At 71.3% G+C, this 17,964-nt stretch carries 20 protein-coding genes and 1 riboswitch; of the genes, 6 read left to right on the top strand and 14 right to left on the bottom strand.

The features are described 5' to 3' along the window. Positions 1 to 4: 4 nt before the first annotated feature. Both FG385_RS14940 and FG385_RS34855 read left to right on the top strand, forming a co-directional pair. The gene (locus tag FG385_RS14940; protein WP_407645496.1) at positions 5 to 871 is read left to right on the top strand and encodes a 3-methyladenine DNA glycosylase; all 867 of its coding nucleotides are present in this window, start codon (positions 5 to 7) and stop codon (positions 869 to 871) included. A gap of 188 nt (positions 872 to 1,059) precedes the next feature. After that, entirely contained in the window at positions 1,060 to 2,406 is a 1,347-nt protein-coding gene (locus tag FG385_RS34855) for a hypothetical protein (RefSeq protein WP_235022583.1), read from the top strand. On the opposite strand, the gene FG385_RS14930 is transcribed toward FG385_RS34855, so the two are convergent. Both FG385_RS14930 and FG385_RS14925 read right to left on the bottom strand, forming a co-directional pair. Then, positions 2,403 to 3,242, bottom strand: a complete 840-nt coding sequence (locus FG385_RS14930; protein WP_235022582.1) for an aldo/keto reductase — start codon at positions 3,240 to 3,242, stop codon at positions 2,403 to 2,405. The two genes, FG385_RS34855 and FG385_RS14930, sit on opposite strands and share 4 nt — an antisense overlap. Beyond that, the gene (locus FG385_RS14925) at positions 3,239 to 4,036 is read right to left on the bottom strand and encodes an MmyB family transcriptional regulator (RefSeq protein WP_456061877.1); all 798 of its coding nucleotides are present in this window, start codon (positions 4,034 to 4,036) and stop codon (positions 3,239 to 3,241) included. Before FG385_RS14925 ends, FG385_RS14930 begins: the two co-directional genes overlap by 4 nt. Positions 4,037 to 4,165: 129 nt before the next feature. On the opposite strand from FG385_RS14925, the gene FG385_RS14920 reads away from it, so the two are divergent. Beyond that, positions 4,166 to 4,525, top strand: coding sequence for a nuclear transport factor 2 family protein (locus tag FG385_RS14920; protein ID WP_139097320.1), 360 nt, complete (start codon positions 4,166 to 4,168; stop codon positions 4,523 to 4,525). Between the two features lie 150 nt (positions 4,526 to 4,675). After that, a riboswitch (glycine riboswitch) is annotated at positions 4,676 to 4,773 on the bottom strand. Positions 4,774 to 4,977: 204 nt separating this feature from the next. Here FG385_RS14920 and FG385_RS14915 read toward each other — a convergent pair. The 7 genes from FG385_RS14915 to FG385_RS14885 form a co-directional block, all read right to left on the bottom strand. Then, complete coding sequence (locus FG385_RS14915; RefSeq protein ID WP_139097319.1) at positions 4,978 to 5,544, bottom strand: MerR family transcriptional regulator; 567 nt, start codon at positions 5,542 to 5,544, stop codon at positions 4,978 to 4,980. 358 nt (positions 5,545 to 5,902) lie between these two features. Then, entirely contained in the window at positions 5,903 to 6,376 is a 474-nt protein-coding gene (locus FG385_RS14910) for a bifunctional nuclease family protein (RefSeq protein WP_139097318.1), read from the bottom strand. A 228-nt stretch (positions 6,377 to 6,604) separates the two neighbouring features. After that, positions 6,605 to 7,360: a transcriptional regulator FtsR gene (gene ftsR, locus FG385_RS14905; RefSeq protein WP_200834464.1), complete on the bottom strand. Its 756-nt coding sequence runs from the start codon at positions 7,358 to 7,360 to the stop codon at positions 6,605 to 6,607. Beyond that, complete coding sequence (gene garA / locus FG385_RS14900) at positions 7,357 to 7,821, bottom strand: glycogen accumulation regulator GarA (protein ID WP_139097316.1); 465 nt, start codon at positions 7,819 to 7,821, stop codon at positions 7,357 to 7,359. The genes ftsR and garA overlap by 4 nt, the downstream gene beginning before the upstream one ends. 108 nt (positions 7,822 to 7,929) lie before the next feature. Further along, positions 7,930 to 8,313 (bottom strand): glycine cleavage system protein GcvH, encoded by a 384-nt coding sequence (gene gcvH, locus FG385_RS14895; protein WP_139097315.1) that lies wholly within the window; start codon positions 8,311 to 8,313, stop codon positions 7,930 to 7,932. A gap of 57 nt (positions 8,314 to 8,370) precedes the next feature. Next, the gene (locus FG385_RS14890) at positions 8,371 to 9,009 is read right to left on the bottom strand and encodes a CDP-alcohol phosphatidyltransferase family protein (protein ID WP_139097314.1); all 639 of its coding nucleotides are present in this window, start codon (positions 9,007 to 9,009) and stop codon (positions 8,371 to 8,373) included. Between the two features lie 29 nt (positions 9,010 to 9,038). Continuing rightward, on the bottom strand, positions 9,039 to 9,227 hold the full coding sequence (locus FG385_RS14885; protein WP_139097313.1) for a hypothetical protein: 189 nt from the start codon (positions 9,225 to 9,227) through the stop codon (positions 9,039 to 9,041). 221 nt (positions 9,228 to 9,448) lie between these two features. Here FG385_RS14885 and FG385_RS34850 point away from each other — a divergent pair, with 221 nt between their 5' ends. Both FG385_RS34850 and FG385_RS14875 read left to right on the top strand, forming a co-directional pair. Next, on the top strand, positions 9,449 to 9,934 hold the full coding sequence (locus FG385_RS34850) for a hypothetical protein (protein ID WP_235022581.1): 486 nt from the start codon (positions 9,449 to 9,451) through the stop codon (positions 9,932 to 9,934). A gap of 34 nt (positions 9,935 to 9,968) precedes the next feature. Continuing rightward, complete coding sequence (locus tag FG385_RS14875; RefSeq protein ID WP_235022580.1) at positions 9,969 to 10,373, top strand: hypothetical protein; 405 nt, start codon at positions 9,969 to 9,971, stop codon at positions 10,371 to 10,373. 7 nt (positions 10,374 to 10,380) lie between these two features. Here the strand turns inward: FG385_RS14875 and FG385_RS14870 are convergent, their stop codons facing one another. Then, positions 10,381 to 12,072, bottom strand: coding sequence for an AMP-binding protein (locus FG385_RS14870; protein WP_139097312.1), 1,692 nt, complete (start codon positions 12,070 to 12,072; stop codon positions 10,381 to 10,383). A gap of 1 nt (position 12,073) precedes the next feature. Continuing rightward, entirely contained in the window at positions 12,074 to 12,895 is an 822-nt protein-coding gene (locus FG385_RS14865; protein WP_139097311.1) for a crotonase/enoyl-CoA hydratase family protein, read from the bottom strand. 122 nt (positions 12,896 to 13,017) lie between these two features. Here FG385_RS14865 and FG385_RS14860 point away from each other — a divergent pair, with 122 nt between their 5' ends. Continuing rightward, positions 13,018 to 13,839, top strand: a complete 822-nt coding sequence (locus FG385_RS14860) for an alpha/beta fold hydrolase (RefSeq protein ID WP_139097310.1) — start codon at positions 13,018 to 13,020, stop codon at positions 13,837 to 13,839. Here FG385_RS14860 and cobA read toward each other — a convergent pair. From cobA to FG385_RS14845, 3 genes are all read right to left on the bottom strand, one after another. After that, entirely contained in the window at positions 13,824 to 15,053 is a 1,230-nt protein-coding gene (gene cobA / locus FG385_RS14855; protein ID WP_139097309.1) for a uroporphyrinogen-III C-methyltransferase, read from the bottom strand. The two genes, FG385_RS14860 and cobA, sit on opposite strands and share 16 nt — an antisense overlap. 151 nt (positions 15,054 to 15,204) lie before the next feature. Next, positions 15,205 to 16,605 carry a pyridoxal phosphate-dependent decarboxylase family protein gene (locus tag FG385_RS14850; protein WP_139097308.1) on the bottom strand — a complete coding sequence of 467 codons (1,401 nt, stop codon included), beginning with the start codon at positions 16,603 to 16,605 and terminating at the stop codon, positions 15,205 to 15,207. After that, a complete protein-coding gene (locus tag FG385_RS14845; protein WP_139097307.1) occupies positions 16,602 to 17,906 on the bottom strand; it encodes an MFS transporter in 1,305 nt (434 codons plus the stop codon). Before FG385_RS14845 ends, FG385_RS14850 begins: the two co-directional genes overlap by 4 nt. Between the last annotated feature and the right edge of the window lie 58 nt (positions 17,907 to 17,964).

The following is a 17,964-nucleotide window of genomic DNA, read 5'->3' as shown; positions in this document are numbered from 1 at the left end:
AACCATGCTGGGGCCTGGGGAATGGACCGCGCGCGAGCGAGCGCACCAGCGGCGCGTGCGCCCCTGGACCGGGCCGTACGCCGACCGCCGCTCGCGTGGCGAGAAGCATCCGGTGCTCGACTTCCTGTTCCAGTACTACTCGTTCCGCCCGGCCCATCTCGAACGCTGGCAGCCCGGTCCCGGCGTCGTACTCGGCGGCGACGAGGCGCGGCGGTTCCTGGCGCGCCCCGGTTACGTCGAGGCCGGCGGCGGGGTGCTGCTCGACCCTGCGGCGTTCACCGGGAAGAAGGCGCAAACCGCCCGGTATTTCCTTGCCCTGCTGGAGAAGACGGCAAGCCGCGCGCCGCGGCTGAGCTGCTTCGGACTGCACGAGTGGGCCATGGTCTACCGGCAGGATCCGGGCCAGGTCCGGCACAACCAGCTGCCGTTGCGCCTCGGTAGCGCCGGGACCGACGAGGTCGTCGAGTCGCTCGAGGTCCGCTGCGGGCACTACGACGCGTTCCGGTTCTTCACCGCCCCGGCGCGCCCGCGCAACGCGCTGCAGCCCACCCGCGCGACGCAGCCCGAACTGGAGCAGCCGGGCTGCCTGCATGCGAACATGGATCTGTACAAGGCTTGTTACAAGCTCGACCCGTTCGTCCCGGCCGAGCTGATCGCGGACTGTTTCGAACTGGCCGTCCGGATTCGCGAGCTGGACATGTGCGCGAGCCCGTACGATCTTTCGGCGTTCGGGCACCGGCCGGTACGCATCGAAACGCCCGCGGGGCGCGCGGAGTACGCTCGCCGCCAAGCGGAGTTCGCCCGCCAGGCGGCCCCGCTGCGCGACCGGCTGATTGCACAGTGCGATTATTTGCTGTCCCTTCGCCTGTGACCCTGTGTTTTAGAAATTGGCCGCACGATCACATTTTCCTAACGCTCTACCCCTGTTAGGGTGAACGCGTTTGCCGACGATGTACGTACAGTTGAAGGGAACACCCGATGGGGCGTCACAGCCGGGACGACGATCCCGCTCCTCGCCTCTCTGAGCGATCGCACGAAGCCCGGCGCCCGGTGAACCGCGTGGGGCCCCCGACCCCGCTGCGCTACGGTCCGCGGCGCTCCGCGCCGGCCGAAGACCACACGAAGGTGATCCCTCTTCCCGACAACCGGACCACGGCCGGCCTGCCCCGCCCCGCGAATGTCCTGCCGGGCGAAGACCCCACGAACGCCCACCGCACGACCGCCGGTCTCCGCCGCCCCGACCCGATCACCAGCAGCGGTGCCCATCCCGTGGTCCACGATGGACTGGGGTTCCGCGCCTTCGCCGAAGACGACCCCGAGCCCCCCGCGAACTCGACCGGCGGCTTCAGACCCGTGCCCGAGGCACGCGCGGCCGCGAGCGGCGGCTTCCGCGCGAGCTCGACGGGCAGCCACGAGCCGGTGACGGGTGACGGCCGCGCAAGCGCCACCGGCGGCTTCAGACCGGTGCCCGGCACCACCGGAAGCGGCGCTTACCCGGCTGGCGAAGATCGCGCGGGTTCGACAGGCAGCCAGCGCGCGGTCACCGAAGGCCCCTCGACCACCAGCGGCGCCTACCGCACCACCTCCACCGGCAACCAACCCGCCGTCCCCGACGGCCGCGCCACCTCCACCGGCAGCCATCGTCCCGTCGGCAGGGCCAGATCCACGGGCGGCTTCCGGATCAGCGAGGAGCGCGCATCCGCCACCGGCGGTCACCGGCCCGTGAGCAAACCCGCTCCGGCCGCCTCCACGGCCGCCAAGTCGGACGCCAGGCCCGCCACGGAGGGCCGGTCGACCGGCACCGGCACGCACCGCGCCATGGGGAAGGTCGCCGGCCGGCGGCGGGTCGCGAAATGGCCCATCTTCGCCGGGGTGTTCGCCATACTCCTGGTGGTCGGCGTGCTCGCGTGGGGCTGGGCCAACAACGTGCTCAACAGCCGCGCCGAAGCCCAGGCCAACGCCTGCACCGACGGCAACTCCACGCTCTCGGTCGTGGTCACCCCGACCGCGCAGAAACCGGTCAGCGCGGCCGCGACCCGCTGGAACAACGCCAATACGGTCGTCCACGCGCACTGCGTGCACGTCGAAGTCCGCGCGATCCCCTCGCAGCAGGTGCTCGACGCGCTCACCGGGAAATCCGATCTGAGCACGATCGGCGGTCTCCCCGCGGCCTGGGTGCCGGAGAACTCGTACTGGGTCAGCCGGCTCGTGACCACGCAGCCCGGCATGGTCGGCTCCCCCGCGGAGTCGGTCGCGTCCGCGCCGTCCGCCGACTACCCGTTCCTCGGCCTCGCCGGTAACACGGTGGACGAGGTGCAGGCCCGCGCCGCACAGGTGTTCCGCGACTACCTCCGCGAACCGCAGCAGCAGGCGGACTTCAAAGCCGCCGGCCTGACCTCGAACTAGGCCTCCAACGTATCCGGATCGGGGCCGGTCCGCCTGCCGTTGTCCAGTTCGCCGATCGTGAGCAGGTCGTCGGGCGCGAGTTCGAAGTCGAACACGTCGAAGTTCTCCCGGATACGCGCGGGCGTGACCGACTTCGGGATCACCACGTTTCCCAGCTGCAGATGCCACCGCAGCACGATCTGCGCCGGCGTCTTGCCGTACTTGGCCGACAGCCCGGTGATCAGCGGCTCCCGCAGCACCCCACCCCGCGCGAGCGGGCTCCACGCCTCGGTCACGATCCCATGCCCGGCATGAAAGGTCCGCAGCCCGGCCTGCGGCAGGTTCGGGTGCAGTTCGATCTGGTTGACCGCCGGCACGATCTCCGTCTCGTCGAACAGCCGCCGCAGGTGCGGCACATGGAAGTTCGACACGCCGATCGCACGCACGCGGCCATCGGCATACAGCTTCTCCAGCGCGCGCCACGAGTCGACATATGCGTCGCGCCCCGGGGCCGGCCAGTGGATCAGGTAGAGGTCCAGCTGGTCCAGCCCGAGCTTGGCCATGCTCTTGTCGAACGCGCGCAGGGCCCGGTCGTAGCCCTGGTCGCGGTTCCACAGTTTCGTCGTGATGAACAGCTCCTCGCGCAAGAGCCCGGCCGCCCGGATCGCCTCGCCGACCCCCGCCTCGTTGCCGTAGAGCGCGGCGGTGTCGATGGCGCGGTAACCGGTCTCCAGCGCGGTCTGGACCACATTCGCGGTGTCGGCAGGCGGGACCTGGTACACGCCGAAGCCCAGCTGCGGGATCGAGACACCGTTGTTGAGCTGTGTCATGCGGGACGCCCGCACCCGGTCGGTCATGCGCCGATCGTGCCACGTGCCGCCGCGAGCCGCCGCACGTACTCGCCGGTCGCGTCGTCCGCCGGGTAGAAGGACTCGATCGCCAGCTCCGACAACGTGATCTCGACGGGCGTGCCGAACGTGGCGATCGTGGAGAAGAACGACAGCTCGGTCCCCTCGTGGCAGAGCCGAAGCGGCACGAAAATGTCGCCACGGCGGGGAAATCCGGCCTCCGGCTCGTCGCCCGGATACTCGCGGACCTCGTCGAGGAGCCGGTCCAGCTCGGGGTCACCGGTCATCTCGACCTGCCGCCGCAACCGGCCGAGCAGATCCGCGCGCCACTCCCCCAGGTTGCGGATCCGCGGCGCCATCCCGTCGGGGTGCAACGCGAGCCGCAGGACGTTCGCGGGCGGCGCGAGCAGGTCCGGCGCCACCCCCTCGGTCAGCAGCCCGACACTCGTGTTGCCGTCCACCAGATTCCAGTACCGGTCGACGACGACGGCCGGGTACGGCTCGTGCCCCGCCAACACCCGGCGCACCGCGTCGCGGGCGATGGCGAGCTCGGGATCGTCAAGCCTGCTCTCCGAGTACGCCGGCGCGTACCCGGCGGCGAGCAGCAGCTGGTTGCGTTCCCGCAGCGGCACGTCGAGATGTTCGCCGAGCCGCAGCACCATCTCGCGGCTGGGATTGGCGCGCCCGGTCTCGACGAAGCTCAGGTGACGGGTGGAGATCTCGGCCGAGATCGCGAGGTCGAGCTGGCTGATGCGCCGCCGCTCGCGCCACCGCCGGATCAGCTCGCCCACCGGGCGCTGGATGGTCGTCACGGTCCAGACGCTACGGGCGCCGGTGCGGCGGCGCCATTACCTCTCGCGTAATCGACAGCGTGCGCGGTGGCCCGCGAGAGTTGCTCCCGTCAGCTTCCGTTACGGCTCAAGGAGAACACGATGACCGAGTTCACCGCCCTGGCGCACCGCTACCTCGACGCGTGGAACGAGACCGACCCGGCGAAGCGCCGGGGTCTGGTCGAGGAGGTGTTTGCCGAGGACGCCAGCTATACGGATCCGCTCGCCGCGGTCGCCGGCCACGACGGGATCGACGGGTTCATCGCCGGGGCGCAGCAGCAGTTCGCGGGCCTGCGGTTCACCCTCGGCGGTGCCGTCGACGGGCATCACGATATCGCGCGGTTCACCTGGCATCTCGGTCCTGAGGGCGCCGAGCCGGTGGCTATCGGGTTCGACGCGGTCCGAGCCGAGGGCGGGAAGATCAAGCAGGTGCTGGGCTTTCTCGACAAGATGCCCGGCTGAGCAAAGGGCCCGGGCACCGTTCGGCGTCCGGGCCCTCCCCACTCTGTCCATGCCCTTGGGGCGCCTGAGAGGTTCACCCGGGTGTTGATCCGGGTTTGCACCGTCGGCGGGGTCACCGGGTTGTGGCCTGGACCCGCTTTCCAGAGGCGTCTCGTCCGCGCGGTCCGGGTGCCTGAGAGGTTCCGGGGAGGACTTGCTCCTTCGGCGCCGGGCCCGGGTTGGGGCTCGGTCTCTCCCGCACGGCTTCGGCGACTGCGAAGCCAGCCTACCTGACGGTAACCGCGGCACAATCGGGGGCTCACCACCTAACGAAGCGAGATGACCTCGCCTACGCAACCACTGGAAGGGGGTCCAGGGGGCTTGCCCCCTGGCGGGGGTCTGGGGGTTCGACCCCCAGAAGACACGAGGGGTGAGCCCAGGTGAGCGCTTTCCGCGAACAGACTTCGCCCGGCTCAGCCCGTACGGCGGGCGTTGCGCCGCTGGCTGAGCTCGTCGGGGATGACGGCCTCGATCTCGCCGCCGTCGGCGCGTTCGGCCGGGAACTCGTGGATCGTGCCGCTGATCTCCTGCATCGGGACCTTGACCGCGATGCCGAACACGCCCTGCCCGCCCTGGAGCAGGTCGACGATCTCCTCGGGCGAGGTGCACTCGTAGACCGTGGTACCGTCCGATACGAGCGTCACCTTCGCCAGGTCCGCGACGCCGCGGGCCCGCAGGTGGTCGACCGCGACGCGGATGTTCTGCAGCGACACCCCGGTGTCGAGCAAGCGCTTCACGATCTTCAGCGCGAGGATGTCCTTGAACGAGTACAGCCGCTGCGAACCGGAGCCGTGCGCGGTGCGGATGCTGGGGGCGACGAGCTTCGTGCGGGCCCAGTAGTCGAGCTGCCGGTAGGTGATGCCGGCGATCTGGCAGGCCGCGGGCCCCCGGTAACCGACCAGCTCATCAGGCAGTGACGAGTCAGGGAACAGTTCACCCTGCTCACCGTCGACTGCCTTGACCGGCCTATCGTCGACCACGCAAGCCTCCCCTCGCCCGGCCGGGGCCGGTCGAACCACGCACCGGGGCTCCGGGACCGGAACCCCTGCCAGCGCCATCGCCCGCGACGTGACCCGACAGGGAGAATCACATCTTGGCGATTTACCGCCTTTGACGGTAAGCGTGCGGGCCCCGGTGGTCAACGCGACGCGCGGGCAGCCTCGACCCGTTATCGAGGCTTGATGCAACGCCCATAAGCCCTGTCATCAACGCAACCACGGCGGGGGGTCCAGGGGGCTCGCCCCCTGGCGGGGGTTTGGGGGTTCGACCCCCAAGGAACACGCTGAGGCGAGCCAGGTCCGCGCTTTCCGCGGACACACCTCACCCCAACCGCTCGCCTCAGGTGTCCGCGCCGCGGAAGTCTTCGGGCGAGACCGAGTCGAGGAACTCGCGGAACTTCTCGACCTCGTCCTCCTGCTCGTCCGGGATGATCAGCCCGGCCTCTTCGAGCACCGAGTCGACCGCGTGGATCGGCACCCCGACGCGCAGTGCGAGCGCGACCGAATCGCTCGGCCGCGCCGACACGCGGATGTCGCCGTCGAAAACGAGCTCGGCGAAGAACGTGCCCTCGCGCAGATCCGTGATCACGACCTGTTCCAGCTCGCGGCCCAGCGCCCCGATGACCTCTTTGAGCAGATCGTGCGTCAGCGGCCGGGCCGGCCGCACGCCCTGTTGCTCCAGCGCGATGGCGGTGGCCTCCACGGACCCGATCCAGATCGGGAGGTACCGCTCGCCCTCGGTCTCCCGCAGCAGCAAGATCGGCTGATTCGCGGGCAGCTCGACCCGCACGCCGACGACGCGCATCTCGCTCATCGGACTTCGCCTCCCTCTCCTGTGCGCGGGCTGCAACGCCGCCTCGACGATCCCGCGTCGATGTCATCGACGCTACTCGCCGTCCGGGCGCTGTGCTCGCTTGTTCGGCGTGTTGACTGGCGCACGTCCGCTGTCCGGCAACTCATAACCAACCGTACGGCATCCGAGGCGATAGGCAGAGTCATGAAACTGTGTCATTACCGACCGGCAACGAGGCGCGGGGCAGCCTCAGCCGCCGGTCACGCCCCGGATACCGGCCTTGACCAGCAACGTATGCAAGGTGACCGACAGCGCCGCCAGCTCCCGCACCATTTCGTCGGCGCGCGCCTTCGCGTCGGTGTCACGATGCCGGGACACCGGGGTCACGATCTGTTCTAGCAGACCGACCTCACGGTCGGCCGAGGCCCGGAACGCCCGCAGGTGCCGCGGTTCGATGCCGAACTCGGTCATCGCCCGCACCGTGCGGGCCACCAGCACCGCGTCCGGGTCGTAGAACCCGGCGGCCCCCGGCCGGACGAGCCCGTACTGCTCCAGCTCGCCCAGGGTGCGCTCGTCGATGCCGGCTTCGGCCAGCAGTTCCTCCTGGGTGAGCCGGACCTCGCGGCCCGGCGCGAAATCCCCGGCCAAGGGCAGCCCGTCGAACCCATCGCCGGAACGGGACGAAAGCGACACGAGCTTGCGAGGCAGCCGGGGCCCGGTGGCCTCGTGCTCGCCCGCGCCGCGGTCCGCGGCATCGAGCTGCTCCTTGATCACCTTCAGCGGCAGGTAGTGATCCCGCTGGGCGGACAGCACGAACCGCAGGCGCTCGACGTCCGCCGGGGCGAACTGGCGGTAGCCCGACCGCGTGCGGCCGGGCTGCACCAGTCCCTCCGACTCGAGGAACCTGATCTTGGAGATGGTCACGTCGGGGAAGTCGCCGCGCAGCTGCGCCAGCACGGCCCCGATGCTCAACCCATCGCGCTGTGGCCGCCCGGCAGCCGTCACTGTGCCCCCTGGCTCCCCTGCCCCGGGCCGGTCAGGAAGACCAGGCGGAACTTGCCGATCTGCACCTCGTCACCGCCGGCGAGGACGGCCTGGTCCACCGGCTCGCGGTTGACGTAGGTGCCGTTGAGGCTGCCGACGTCGATCACCACGAACTCGCCGCCCTCGCGCCGGAACTCCGCGTGGCGCCGCGAAACCGTGACGTCGTCGAGGAAGATGTCACTGTCGGGGTGCCGCCCCGCGCTGGTGGTGTCGCGGTCCAGCAGGAACCGGGAGCCCGCGTTGGGGCCCCGCTTGACGACCAGCAGTGCCGAACCGGCCGGCAGCGCGTCGACACCGGCGACCGAGGGCTCGGGAGCTGCGGGCTCCTGACCTTCGGCGTCCGCCAGGAAATCGGCCCGGAAGACCGAGGTCCGCTCCGGAGACTGCTCCGGGGGAACGCCGGGCCCGTCGTTCGTGCTCACCTGAGCTCTCCTCACCACTGAAGTGTTCGCCTGCCTGAGAACATGTGCTGCCAACGTACCGTGCCTGATCGGTCGCAGCCCCCGGGGCTCCCCTGTCGGCACCGGCCCTCAACCCGCGGTGAGCGCCTGGTAGGCCCCGGAATCGAGCAGGGCGTCGACGGCGCTCGCGTCCGCGATCCTGATCTCGATGAGCCAGCCCTCGCCGTACGGGTCGCTGTTGATCAGCTCCGGGGCGTCGACGACCGCGCTGTTGACCGCGGCGACCTCGCCGTCGAGGGGGGCGAACAGCTCCGAAACACTCTTGGTCGACTCGACCTCGCCGAAGGTCTCGCCCGCGCTGACCCGCTTGCCCACCTCGGGCAGGTCCACGAACACCACGTCGCCCAGCTGGTCCTGCGCGTAGTCGGTGATCCCCACCCGGACCGCGCCGCCGGAGCCGGTGGCCACCCACTCGTGCTCTTCGGTGTAGCGCAACTCTTCTGGAGTGGACAACGTCGGTCCCCTTTCTTGCCTGGTTCGCGGGTCTCGCGAGAATCGCTCGCGGCAGTCTTACATCCCGCGCGGGCGCTCGGCACCCCGGATGGCCGAGATCGTCTGGATGAGGTAGAGCGCGCCCGACCACACGTAGAGGACGCAGCCCCAGGCGAGGAACGCGTAGGCGATGGGTCGGGCGACCGCGGCCACCGCGGAGCCGCCCTGGGTGAGCAGCAGGAAGGGGAAGGCGTACATCAGCACGAACGTCGCGGCCTTGCCGACGTAGGTCACGTCGGGCGGGGCGAACCCGTTGCGGCGCAAGGCGAGGATGCACACCCCGACCACCAGCTCGCGCAGCACCAGCGGGGCGAAGATCCACCACGGGATGATGCCGCGGACGAGGAAGGCGATCAGGGTCGCGCCGATGTAGAGCCGGTCGGCGGCGGGGTCGAGCAGCTGGCCCAGCCGGCTCATCTGGTCGAGCCAGCGGGCGAGCTTGCCGTCGAGCCAGTCGGTGAGCGCGCTGAACACGAGCAGGGCCAGTGCCCAGCCGTCCTGCCGTGGCCCCAGCAGCAGCCACAGGAAGACCGGGACGCCCGCGAGCCGCAGCAGGGACAGGATGTTCGGCACGGTGAACGCCTGCTTGAGCAGGCTCGGCTCGCCCCGGCGTTCCGGGGGGCGCTCGGTGACTCTCTCCGGGCTGGGCTCGCTCACCCGCTCACCCTATCCGGGTGCGGCGCAGGTCAGGCGGTGCGGCGGTAGCTCCAGCCGCGGCGGCAGAGGTCGGCGGTGGTGAGGAACTGGGGACGGCCCCGGTCGTCGGTCCCGATCCAGCGCGAGGTGCCGGGCTCGAGGACGTACGGGCGGCCCTCGCTCCAGACGACGGTGCAGGGGACGGTGGACGGGGGTTCGTGCTCGATCTCGGTGCTCATCGCTCTCAGCGCTCGGGAAGGTGGGCGCGCCCGCGGCGGCGGGCACACTCCGGATTTCGGTCGTGGCGGGCGAAGTGTTAGCCGTTCGCGGCGAATTCACCCGCACCGGTGGGGCCGGCACACGGTACGTGACCGTCCATAGTGGACCTTCTAGTGGCCCGGCGAGCGGAACCGGGACCGGGCGGGTAGCCTTCCGCTGCCGGACGCAGAGGGGAGATGGGATGGGGGCGCTCGCACGGAGCACGGGCTCGCTCGCCGCGGGTGGCGCCCTCCTGCTGGCCGCCGGTTGCGCCGGCGGCGGGGACACCGCCGCCCGAGCGCAGAGTGTCGCACCCACCACGGTCGCCCCCACGTCGAGCACGCCCGCGCCGGCCACCACGACCGCCGCCACCACGACCGCGCCGCCGTCCACCTCGCCAGCGACCACCGAGTCACCGCCCGCGCCGGGCACCTGTGGCACGGTCACCGCCGCGAGCGGGCTGACCCTGCAGGTCCTCGAATCGCCTGGGATCGCTTGTGCCGACGCGAAAGCGCTGGTCAGCCGGTTCCAGGCGCAGCTGGCCGGTAAGCAGCCCGCCGGCTCGTCCCAGCCCGCGAGCGCGACCGTGGACGGCTGGCTGTGCGTCTCCGGCCCGCCCGCGTCCCAGGGCGGCACGAGCTGCAGCCGCCAGGACCAGACCGTGTTCGCCGGCGTCGCCGGCGAATGACCCGAATCCCCTCCCCGCAGCAAGGAAAACCGAAGTGTCGCGACAGTTCCTCATCGGTTCGACCGGATCCGTGGCCGCCTGCGTGCTCGCCCTCAGCGCGTGCGGTGGCGGGCAGCCCGCCCCGCCGGCCGCGCCGCCGGACACGGGTGTCGCCCAGGGCGTCGCCGCCACACGGGACGTCCAATGCGGCACGGTGCCCGCGCCCGGCGGGCAGCGGGCGAAGGTGGTGGTCCAGCAGGGCGGCGTCGAATGCGCCGAAGCGCTCACGGTGCTGACGCAGTACTTCGGGCGGGTCACGCCGGCCGAAGCGGCGAGCCCCGACGGCGCCGGGCCGGTCGCGGTGGATCCGTGGACCTGCGCCAGCGAGCCGGCCTCGGTGCCGGCCGCGACCTGCTCGACCGAGGACGGCCGCCAGATCGCGGCCGAGCCCGCCCGCTGAACCGGCCTCAGGACTTCAGGTCCGGGAAGTCCTCCTCGCGGAACTCACCGGCCGGGCGCCCGTCGGCGGTCTCTTCCCTGCCGCGCAGTTCGACGCGGCGGATCTTGCCGGAGATGGTCTTGGGTAGTTCGGTGAACTGCAGGCGCCGGATCCGCTTGTACGGAGCCAGGTGCTCGCGGCAGAACTCAAGGATGCCGCGCGCGGTCGCCGCGTCCGGTTCGTGCCCGGCGGCGAGCACGACGTAGGCCTTCGGCACGTTCAGCCGGATCGGGTCCGGCGCGGGCACCACCGCCGCTTCGGCGACGGCGTCGTGTTCCAGCAGCACGCTTTCCAGTTCGAACGGCGAGATCCGGTAGTCCGAGGCCTTGAACACGTCGTCGGTGCGCCCGACGTAGGTGATGTAGCCGTCGTCGTCGACCGAGCCGACGTCGCCGGTGTGGTAGAAACCGCCCTCGAACGCGCGCGCCGTGCGCTCGTCGTCGTCCGCGTAGCCGGCCATGAGGCCGACCGGCCGGTGCGCGAGGTCGAGGCAGATCTCGCCCTCGGTCGCGCGCTCGCCGGTCACGGGGTCGAGCAGCGCGACGGTGAAGCCCGGCAGGGGGCGGCCCATCGACCCGGACTTGACCGGCTGGCCGGGGGTGTTCGCGATCTGCACGCTGCTCTCGGTCTGCCCGAACCCGTCGCGGATGGTGACGCCCCACGCCTTCGCGACCTGGTCGATGACCTCGGGGTTGAGCGGTTCGCCCGCGCCGACGACCTTGCGCGGCGGGGTCTTCAGCGCGGTGAGGTCGGCCTGGATGAGCATCCGCCATACCGTCGGCGGAGCGCAGAAGCTCGTGACGCCGCAGCGATCCATCTGAGCCATCAGCGCGGCGGCGTCGAACCTCGCGTAGTTGTAGAGGAACACCGTCGCCTCGGCGTTCCAGGGCGCGAAGACGTTGCTCCACGCGTGCTTCGCCCAGCCGGGCGAAGAGATGTTGAGGTGCACGTCGCCCGGTTCGAGCCCGATCCAGTACATTGTGGACAGATGGCCGGCCGGGTACGAGACATGCGTGTGCTGGACCAGTTTCGGCTTCGCCGTGGTCCCGGAGGTGAAGTAGAGCAGCAGCGGGTCGGTCGCCGCGGTCACGCCGTCGGGCGCGAACTCGCCGCCGGCCGAGTACGCGCCGGCGAACGACTGCCAGCCCTGCGCGGCTTCGCCGACCGCGATGCGCGTGTAGTCGCCGCCGACGTCGGCGAACGTCGCCACGTCCGCCGAGCGCACCACGACATGCCTCGCCGCGCCGCGGTCCACGCGGTCGCGCAGGTCCTCCGGGCCGAGCAGCGTCGAGGCGGGGATGATCACCGCGCCGAGCTTGATCGAGGCCAGGATCGTCTCCCACAGCTCGACCTGGTTGCCGAGCATGAGGATCAGCCGGTCCCCGCGGCGCACCCCGAGCCCGCGCAGCCAGTTCGCGACCCGGTTCGAGCGCTCCGACAACTCCGGGAAGGTCCAGCGGCCCTGCGACCCGTCCTCCTCGACGATCCACAGCGCGTACCGCTGGGCGTTCGCCGGATCGCGGGCGATGACGTCGAACCAGTCGAGGGCCCAGTTGAACTCCCCGAGCTCCGGCCAGGCGAACTCGCGATAGGCGGTGTCGTAGTCCTCGCGCTGTGCCAGCAGATAGTCCCGTGCCTGGCGGAAGGCGTCGCTGCTCACCCTATTCTCCTTTGAAGTCCGGCTGCCGTCGCTCCAGGAACGCCTGCACCGCCTCGCCGAGGTCCTTGCTCGGCAAGAAGGCGGCGTTCCAGCTCGAGACGTACCGTAACCCGTCGGTGATCCGCTGGCTGGTGTTGAGGGCGAGGACGTCCTTGACGCCCTGCACGACCAGCGGCGGGTTGGCGGCGATCTCCCCGGCGAGCGCTCGCGCGGCGGCCAGCACCGCCTCCTGATCCGGGTACACGTCGTTGACCAGGCCGATTTTCTCGGCGCGGGCGGCGTCGATGTCCTTGCCGGTCAGGGCGAGCTCCCGCAGGTGGCCCTCGCCGATGATGCCGGCGAGCCGCTGGAGGCTGCCCAGGTCCGCGACGATCGCGACTTTCGCCTCGCGCACGCTGAACTTCGCGTCCGCGCTCGCGAGCCGCACGTCCACGGCGGCGATGACGTCGACCCCGCCGCCGATGCACCAGCCCGAGACCGCGGCGATCACCGGCGTGCGGCAGTCGGCCACGGCGCTGACCGAAGCCTGCAGCTTGCGGATCTCCTTGAGGAACTCGGTACGCGGGCCGGCGAGGGCGTCACCGGAGAGCATCGGCGCCCAGCCGCCCATCATCGCCGGCAGGTCGAGACCGTAGGAGAAGTTCGCCCCGCCGCCGGTCAGCACGATCGCGCGCACCTGCGGATCGGCGTCCAGCTCCGAGAACACCAGCGGGAGCTCGCGCCAGAAGTCCGGGCCCATCGCGTTGCCTTTGGACGGGCCCAGCAGGGTCACCTCGGCCACCGCGCCGGCGCGGTCGACCTTGAGCGAAACGAGGTCTGTCATGACTGGAGACTACTGCGCTGATCGTTACTGATCCGACCACAGTCACGGCGATCCGCTTGGCGTAGGTGGCTTCCGGTTGATCGCGATCGGCCTGCTTTTGGTCGGATCAGTAATCTGGACCCATGGCCACGCAGGTTCTCGAGCTGGCCGGTTCCTTCACCTTCGAGGGGCACCGGCTGGCCTACACCGAGTACGGCGCGGGCGAGCGCGTGGTCGTGCTGACGCACGGGCTGATGTTCACCCGCCGCATGCACGCGCCGCTCGCCCGGCGACTCGCCGACGACGGCTGCCGCGTCATCACGCTCGACCTGCTCGGGCACGGCGAGTCCGACCGGCCCACCGAGTCGTGGCGGTACTCGATGCCCGCGTTCGGGGTGCAGGTCATGGCGCTGCTCGACCATCTGGAGATCAACAGGGCGGTCATCGGCGGCACGTCATTGGGCGCGAACGTCGCGCTCGAGGTGGCCATCGCGGCGCCCGAGCGGACGCGCGGCCTGATCGTCGAGATGCCGGTGCTGGACAACGCGATCGTGGCCGGCCTGCTCACGTTCGCGCCGCTGCTGTTCGCGGCGCGGTTCGTGCCGTTCAGCGTCGCCGGGGTCGCTTCGGTGGCGGGGCTGGTGCCGCACGGCAGCCAGTGGGTCGACGTGATCACCGACACGCTCGAGCAGCAGCCGGCTCCGATGGCCGCGCTCATCCACGGGGTCCTGTTCGGACGGATCGCGCCCTCGAAGGCGGCGCGGCAGCAGATCACGGTGCCCACGCTGGTGATCGGGCACCAGCGCGACCCGATCCATCCCTTCGGCGACGCCGACACGCTGGCCGCGGACCTGCCGGACGCGGAGTTCGTGCAGGCCCGCAGCCCGGTCGAGCTCCGCATGGACCCGCAGCGGCTCACCGAAGTGATCGCCGACTTCATCCACCGCCGCTACGAAGACGACTGATCCGGCGCGAGCGCCGCCACCGGTCCGATCACGGTCACCGCGGGCGGGCGGACGCCGACGGCCTTCGCGTCCGCGGCTACGGAGTCCAAAGTGGACCGGGTGATGCGCTGCGCCGGCATGGTGCCGTCCTGCACGATCGCGACCGGGGTGTCGCCGGGACGGCCGGCGGCGAGCAGCGCGCCGGCGAATTCCGCCAGCCGCTCGACGCCCATCATCAGCACGATCGTGCCGCGCAGGCGGCCGAGCGCGTCCCAGTCGACGAGCGAGGTCTCGTGCCCCGGCGGCACGTGCCCGGACACGACGACGACTTCGTGCGCGACGCCGCGGTGCGTGACCGGCACGTCGGCCACCGCCGGGACGGCGAACGCGCTGGTGACGCCGGGGACGACGGTGACCGGCACCCCGGCCTCCGCGCAGGCGAGGACCTCCTCGAACCCGCGGCCGAACACGTACGGATCGCCGCCCTTGAGCCGGACGACGAACTTGCCCGCCTTGGCGTGCTCGATCAGTGTCGCGTTGATGACGTCCTGGCTCGCGGCGCGGCCGTACGGGATCTTGGCGGCGTCCACGATCTCCACGTCCGGCCGCAGCTCGTCGAGCAGGTCACGCGGCCCCAGCCGGTCGGTGATCACGACGTCGGCGCGCGCGAGCAGGCGGCGGCCCTTGACGGTGATGAGCTCCGGATCGCCGGGCCCGCCGCCGACGAGCGCGACCCCGGGCAGTTCGCCGATCCCGGCCTTGGCCGCCCCGTCGGGAATCGCGCCCGTGTGCAGGGCTTCGACGATGTGGTCGCGGACCGCCGCCGAGCGCTGCGGCTCGCCCCCGGACAGCACCCCGACCAGGAGGCCCTCGTGCCGCCCGGTGGCGGCGGTGACGGCGGTGCCCTCGACCCCGGCGTCGGCCCGGACGCAGAAGATGTGGCGGCGCTCCGCCTCGGCGCAGATCGCGGCGTTGACCTGCGGGTCGTTGGTGCAGGCGAGCGCGTACCAGGCGCCTTCGAGATCGCCTCCCGCGTAGCGGCGGCGGTGCCAGACCAGCTCGCCGGCGTCGGCCATCGCGCTCACCGCGGCTGTCGTGTGCGGTGAGATCAGCTCGACGGCGGCGCCGGTACCGATCAGCCGCGGCAGCCGGCGCTGGGCCACGCTGCCGCCGCCGACCAGCACGACACGCCGGCCGCGCAGGTCCAGGCCGGCGAGGTAGTGGTCTTCGGACATAGGCACATCATGACTGCCCGGACCCCGCGGCACCGCCCCAGCCCCGCACGATGTGGCGAACTCGACCCCCGAGCGCCGAACTCACCGCCCCGCTCATCCACTGCCCTTGATCGGTATCCCGTGGGACGAACGAACCTTCCCGGCTCGGCCGTCACGAAGGCCGGTAGAGCCCGCCGAGAAACTCCAGCAGCAGGCGCTCCCGCAGGGCCGGGGCCGCTTCGGCGAGCAGGGCGTTGATCCCGGCCATGCGGGTCGGCAGGGCACCGCCGCCGGTCAGCCCGGCGGCGGTCAGCAGCCCCGAAAACTCGTCAGCCGTCAGGGTTTCCGGGTCGAGCGCCGCGATGAACGCCGCCACGTCCGGATCGACGGTCACCGGTCCGGCGGTGCGCGCCGCGGCGACGGATGCGGCGAGATCGGCAAGGAACTCCGCCTCGCTCCCCCGGTTCGCGGCCGTGATCGTCAGGTGCAGGTTCACCGGCGACGACTCGAACGCGAACTGTGGCTGCACGTACCAGCCGCGTTCGCGCATCTCGTCGGCGACGGTGAACATGTCGAAGCCCTCGCCGCCGGTGAACGCGATCAGCGTCGAGCCGGGGTCACCGAGCACGCGCAGCCCGCCGATCGCCTCGATCCCTTCGCGAATCTCCCCGACCGCGGCGAGGGTGTGCTCGGCCAGGCGCAGGTAGCCTTCGTCGCCGATCGTGCGCAGCACCGCCCAGGCCGCCGCGAGCGGACCGCCCGACCGCGTCGACTGGATCGTCGTGTTGAGCATCGTGTAGCCGGGCCAGCGCGCGCTCGCGAAGTAGTGTCCGCGGCGCAGATCCGGATCCCGGTGCAGCAGCACCGAAACGCCTTTCGGGCAGTACGCGTACTTGTGCAGGTCCACCGAAACGCTTGTCACGCCCTCGACGCCGAACCCGAACTCCGGCACCGTCCGGCCAAGGCGCCGGAAATACGGCAGCACCCAGCCGCCGATGCAGGCGTCGACGTGCATCCGGACCCCGCGCGCGGCGGCCGCGGCGGCGATGGCCTCGACCGGATCGAGCACGCCGTGCGCATACGACGGCGCGCTCGCGACCACCAGCACCGTCGAGTCGTCGATCGCGGCGGCCATCGCTTCGGGATCGGCGCGGAAGGTCTCCGGGTCGACCGGGACGACCTTCGCGCGGACCCGGAACAGGTGCGCGGCCTTGTGGAACGCCGCGTGTGCCGTCGAGGGCAGCACCAGGTTCGGCTCGGCGATGTCCGGCCGCCCTTCGCGCGCGGCGAGGACGGACAGCAGGCACGACTCGGTGCCGCCGGAGGTCACCGCGCCGACCCCGCCACCGAGGAGCCGGCCCGCCGCGGCGACGAGGTCGTTCTCGATCCGCAGGAGGCTCGGGAACGCCGTCGGGTCCAGACCGTTCGCCGACGACGCGAGCGCGTGCGCGGAGGCCGCCAGTTCGTCGAGACCGTCGATCCCGCTGTCGTAGACGTAGGCCAGCGTGCGGCCGCCGTGTGTCGGCAGATCGCCCGCGCGCAGTGCCCGCAACTGCGCCAGCACGTCGGTCACGACACGCCTTCCAGCACCGGGCGCCGCAGGAACAGAATGCCCGCCGCCACCAGGATTCCCGGCAGCAGGGAGAAGCCGAGCAGGATGGCCGTCACCGCGCTCGAGGGCTGCGCGGCCGACGCGTCCACTGTGGACACGTAACCGCCGATCGTCAACAGCAGCCCGAACAGCCCGGGCCCCAGGGCGAGGCCGAGGGTCTCCGAGGCCGTCCACACCCCGGCGGCCACGCCCGCGCGGGTCGCGCCGGTGCGCTCCTCTTCCATGGTGATCAGATCGGGCAGGATCGCGAGCGGGAACACCTGGATGCCCGCGTAGCCCACGCCCGCGAGCGCGACGAACACGAGCGACACGCCCAGCGGCAGCACGAGAGCCGCGCACAGGAACGCGGTGCCGACGCCGAACGCGACACAGGCGAAGCGGAAGCCCCACAGCTTGCCCCAGCGGGCGCCGATCCTCGGCCACAGCGGCATCGTGATCAGTGCCGGGCCGACGAAGCACACGAACAGCACCGTCTGCAGGTCGGCGTTCCCGAACACGTACCGCGCCGCGTAGTTCACGCCCGCGAGCAGCGTGCCGAGGCCGAGCGCCTGGATGAAATACACGCCCAACAGCCACCGGAACGCCCGCCATTCGCGCATCGTGGCGAGCAGGTCGCGCCAGCCCGGCGTGGTCGGCCGGAGCGCACCGACCGGCGCGCGGCGGATCCCGAGCGTGACCCCGATCGTGCCGATCAGGATGACCAGCCCGATCACGACGCCCATCGCGCGGTAGCCGGCGACCCCGCCGATGCCTTCGGTGATCGCCGGGGCGCCGCCGCCAGAGATGAGGATCGCGATGGCCAGCAGGCCGATCCGCCAGCTCGTGAGCCGCGTGCGCTCGTGCGCGTCCTGGGTCAGTTCGGCCGGCAGCGCGTTGTAGGGCACCTGGAAGATGCCGTATGCCGTGGCGCACAGCAGGAACATGACCACGACGTAGGACGCGTCGGCCGCAGTGCCGCCGAACCCGGGATGCGCGAAGATCGCCGCGAACAGCACCGCGATCGCGATCCCGCCGAAGAGCAGGAACCGGCGCCTGCTGCCGTGGCGGGCCAGGCTCGCGTCAGACAGCCGTCCGGCGAACGGGTTGAACACGACGTCCCAGGCCTTCGGCACCAGCACGATCACCCCGGCCACCGCGCCGGGCACCGCCATCGTGTCGGTCAGGTACGGCAACAGGAGCAGCCCGGGCACCGTGCCGAAAGCGCCCGTGGTGAAGGACCCGAGCGAGTAGCCGAACCTCGTCGAAGCCGGTAGCGCGGCCATGCTCCTCCTTCGCCAGCCTGATCGCGGACGAATCGTGTCATCGCCGCCCGGTCCGGCG

Source organism: Amycolatopsis alkalitolerans, assembly GCF_006152065.1.
GTDB lineage: Bacteria > Actinomycetota > Actinomycetes > Mycobacteriales > Pseudonocardiaceae > Amycolatopsis_E > Amycolatopsis_E alkalitolerans.
This window is presented reverse-complemented; position numbering and strand designations above follow the sequence as displayed.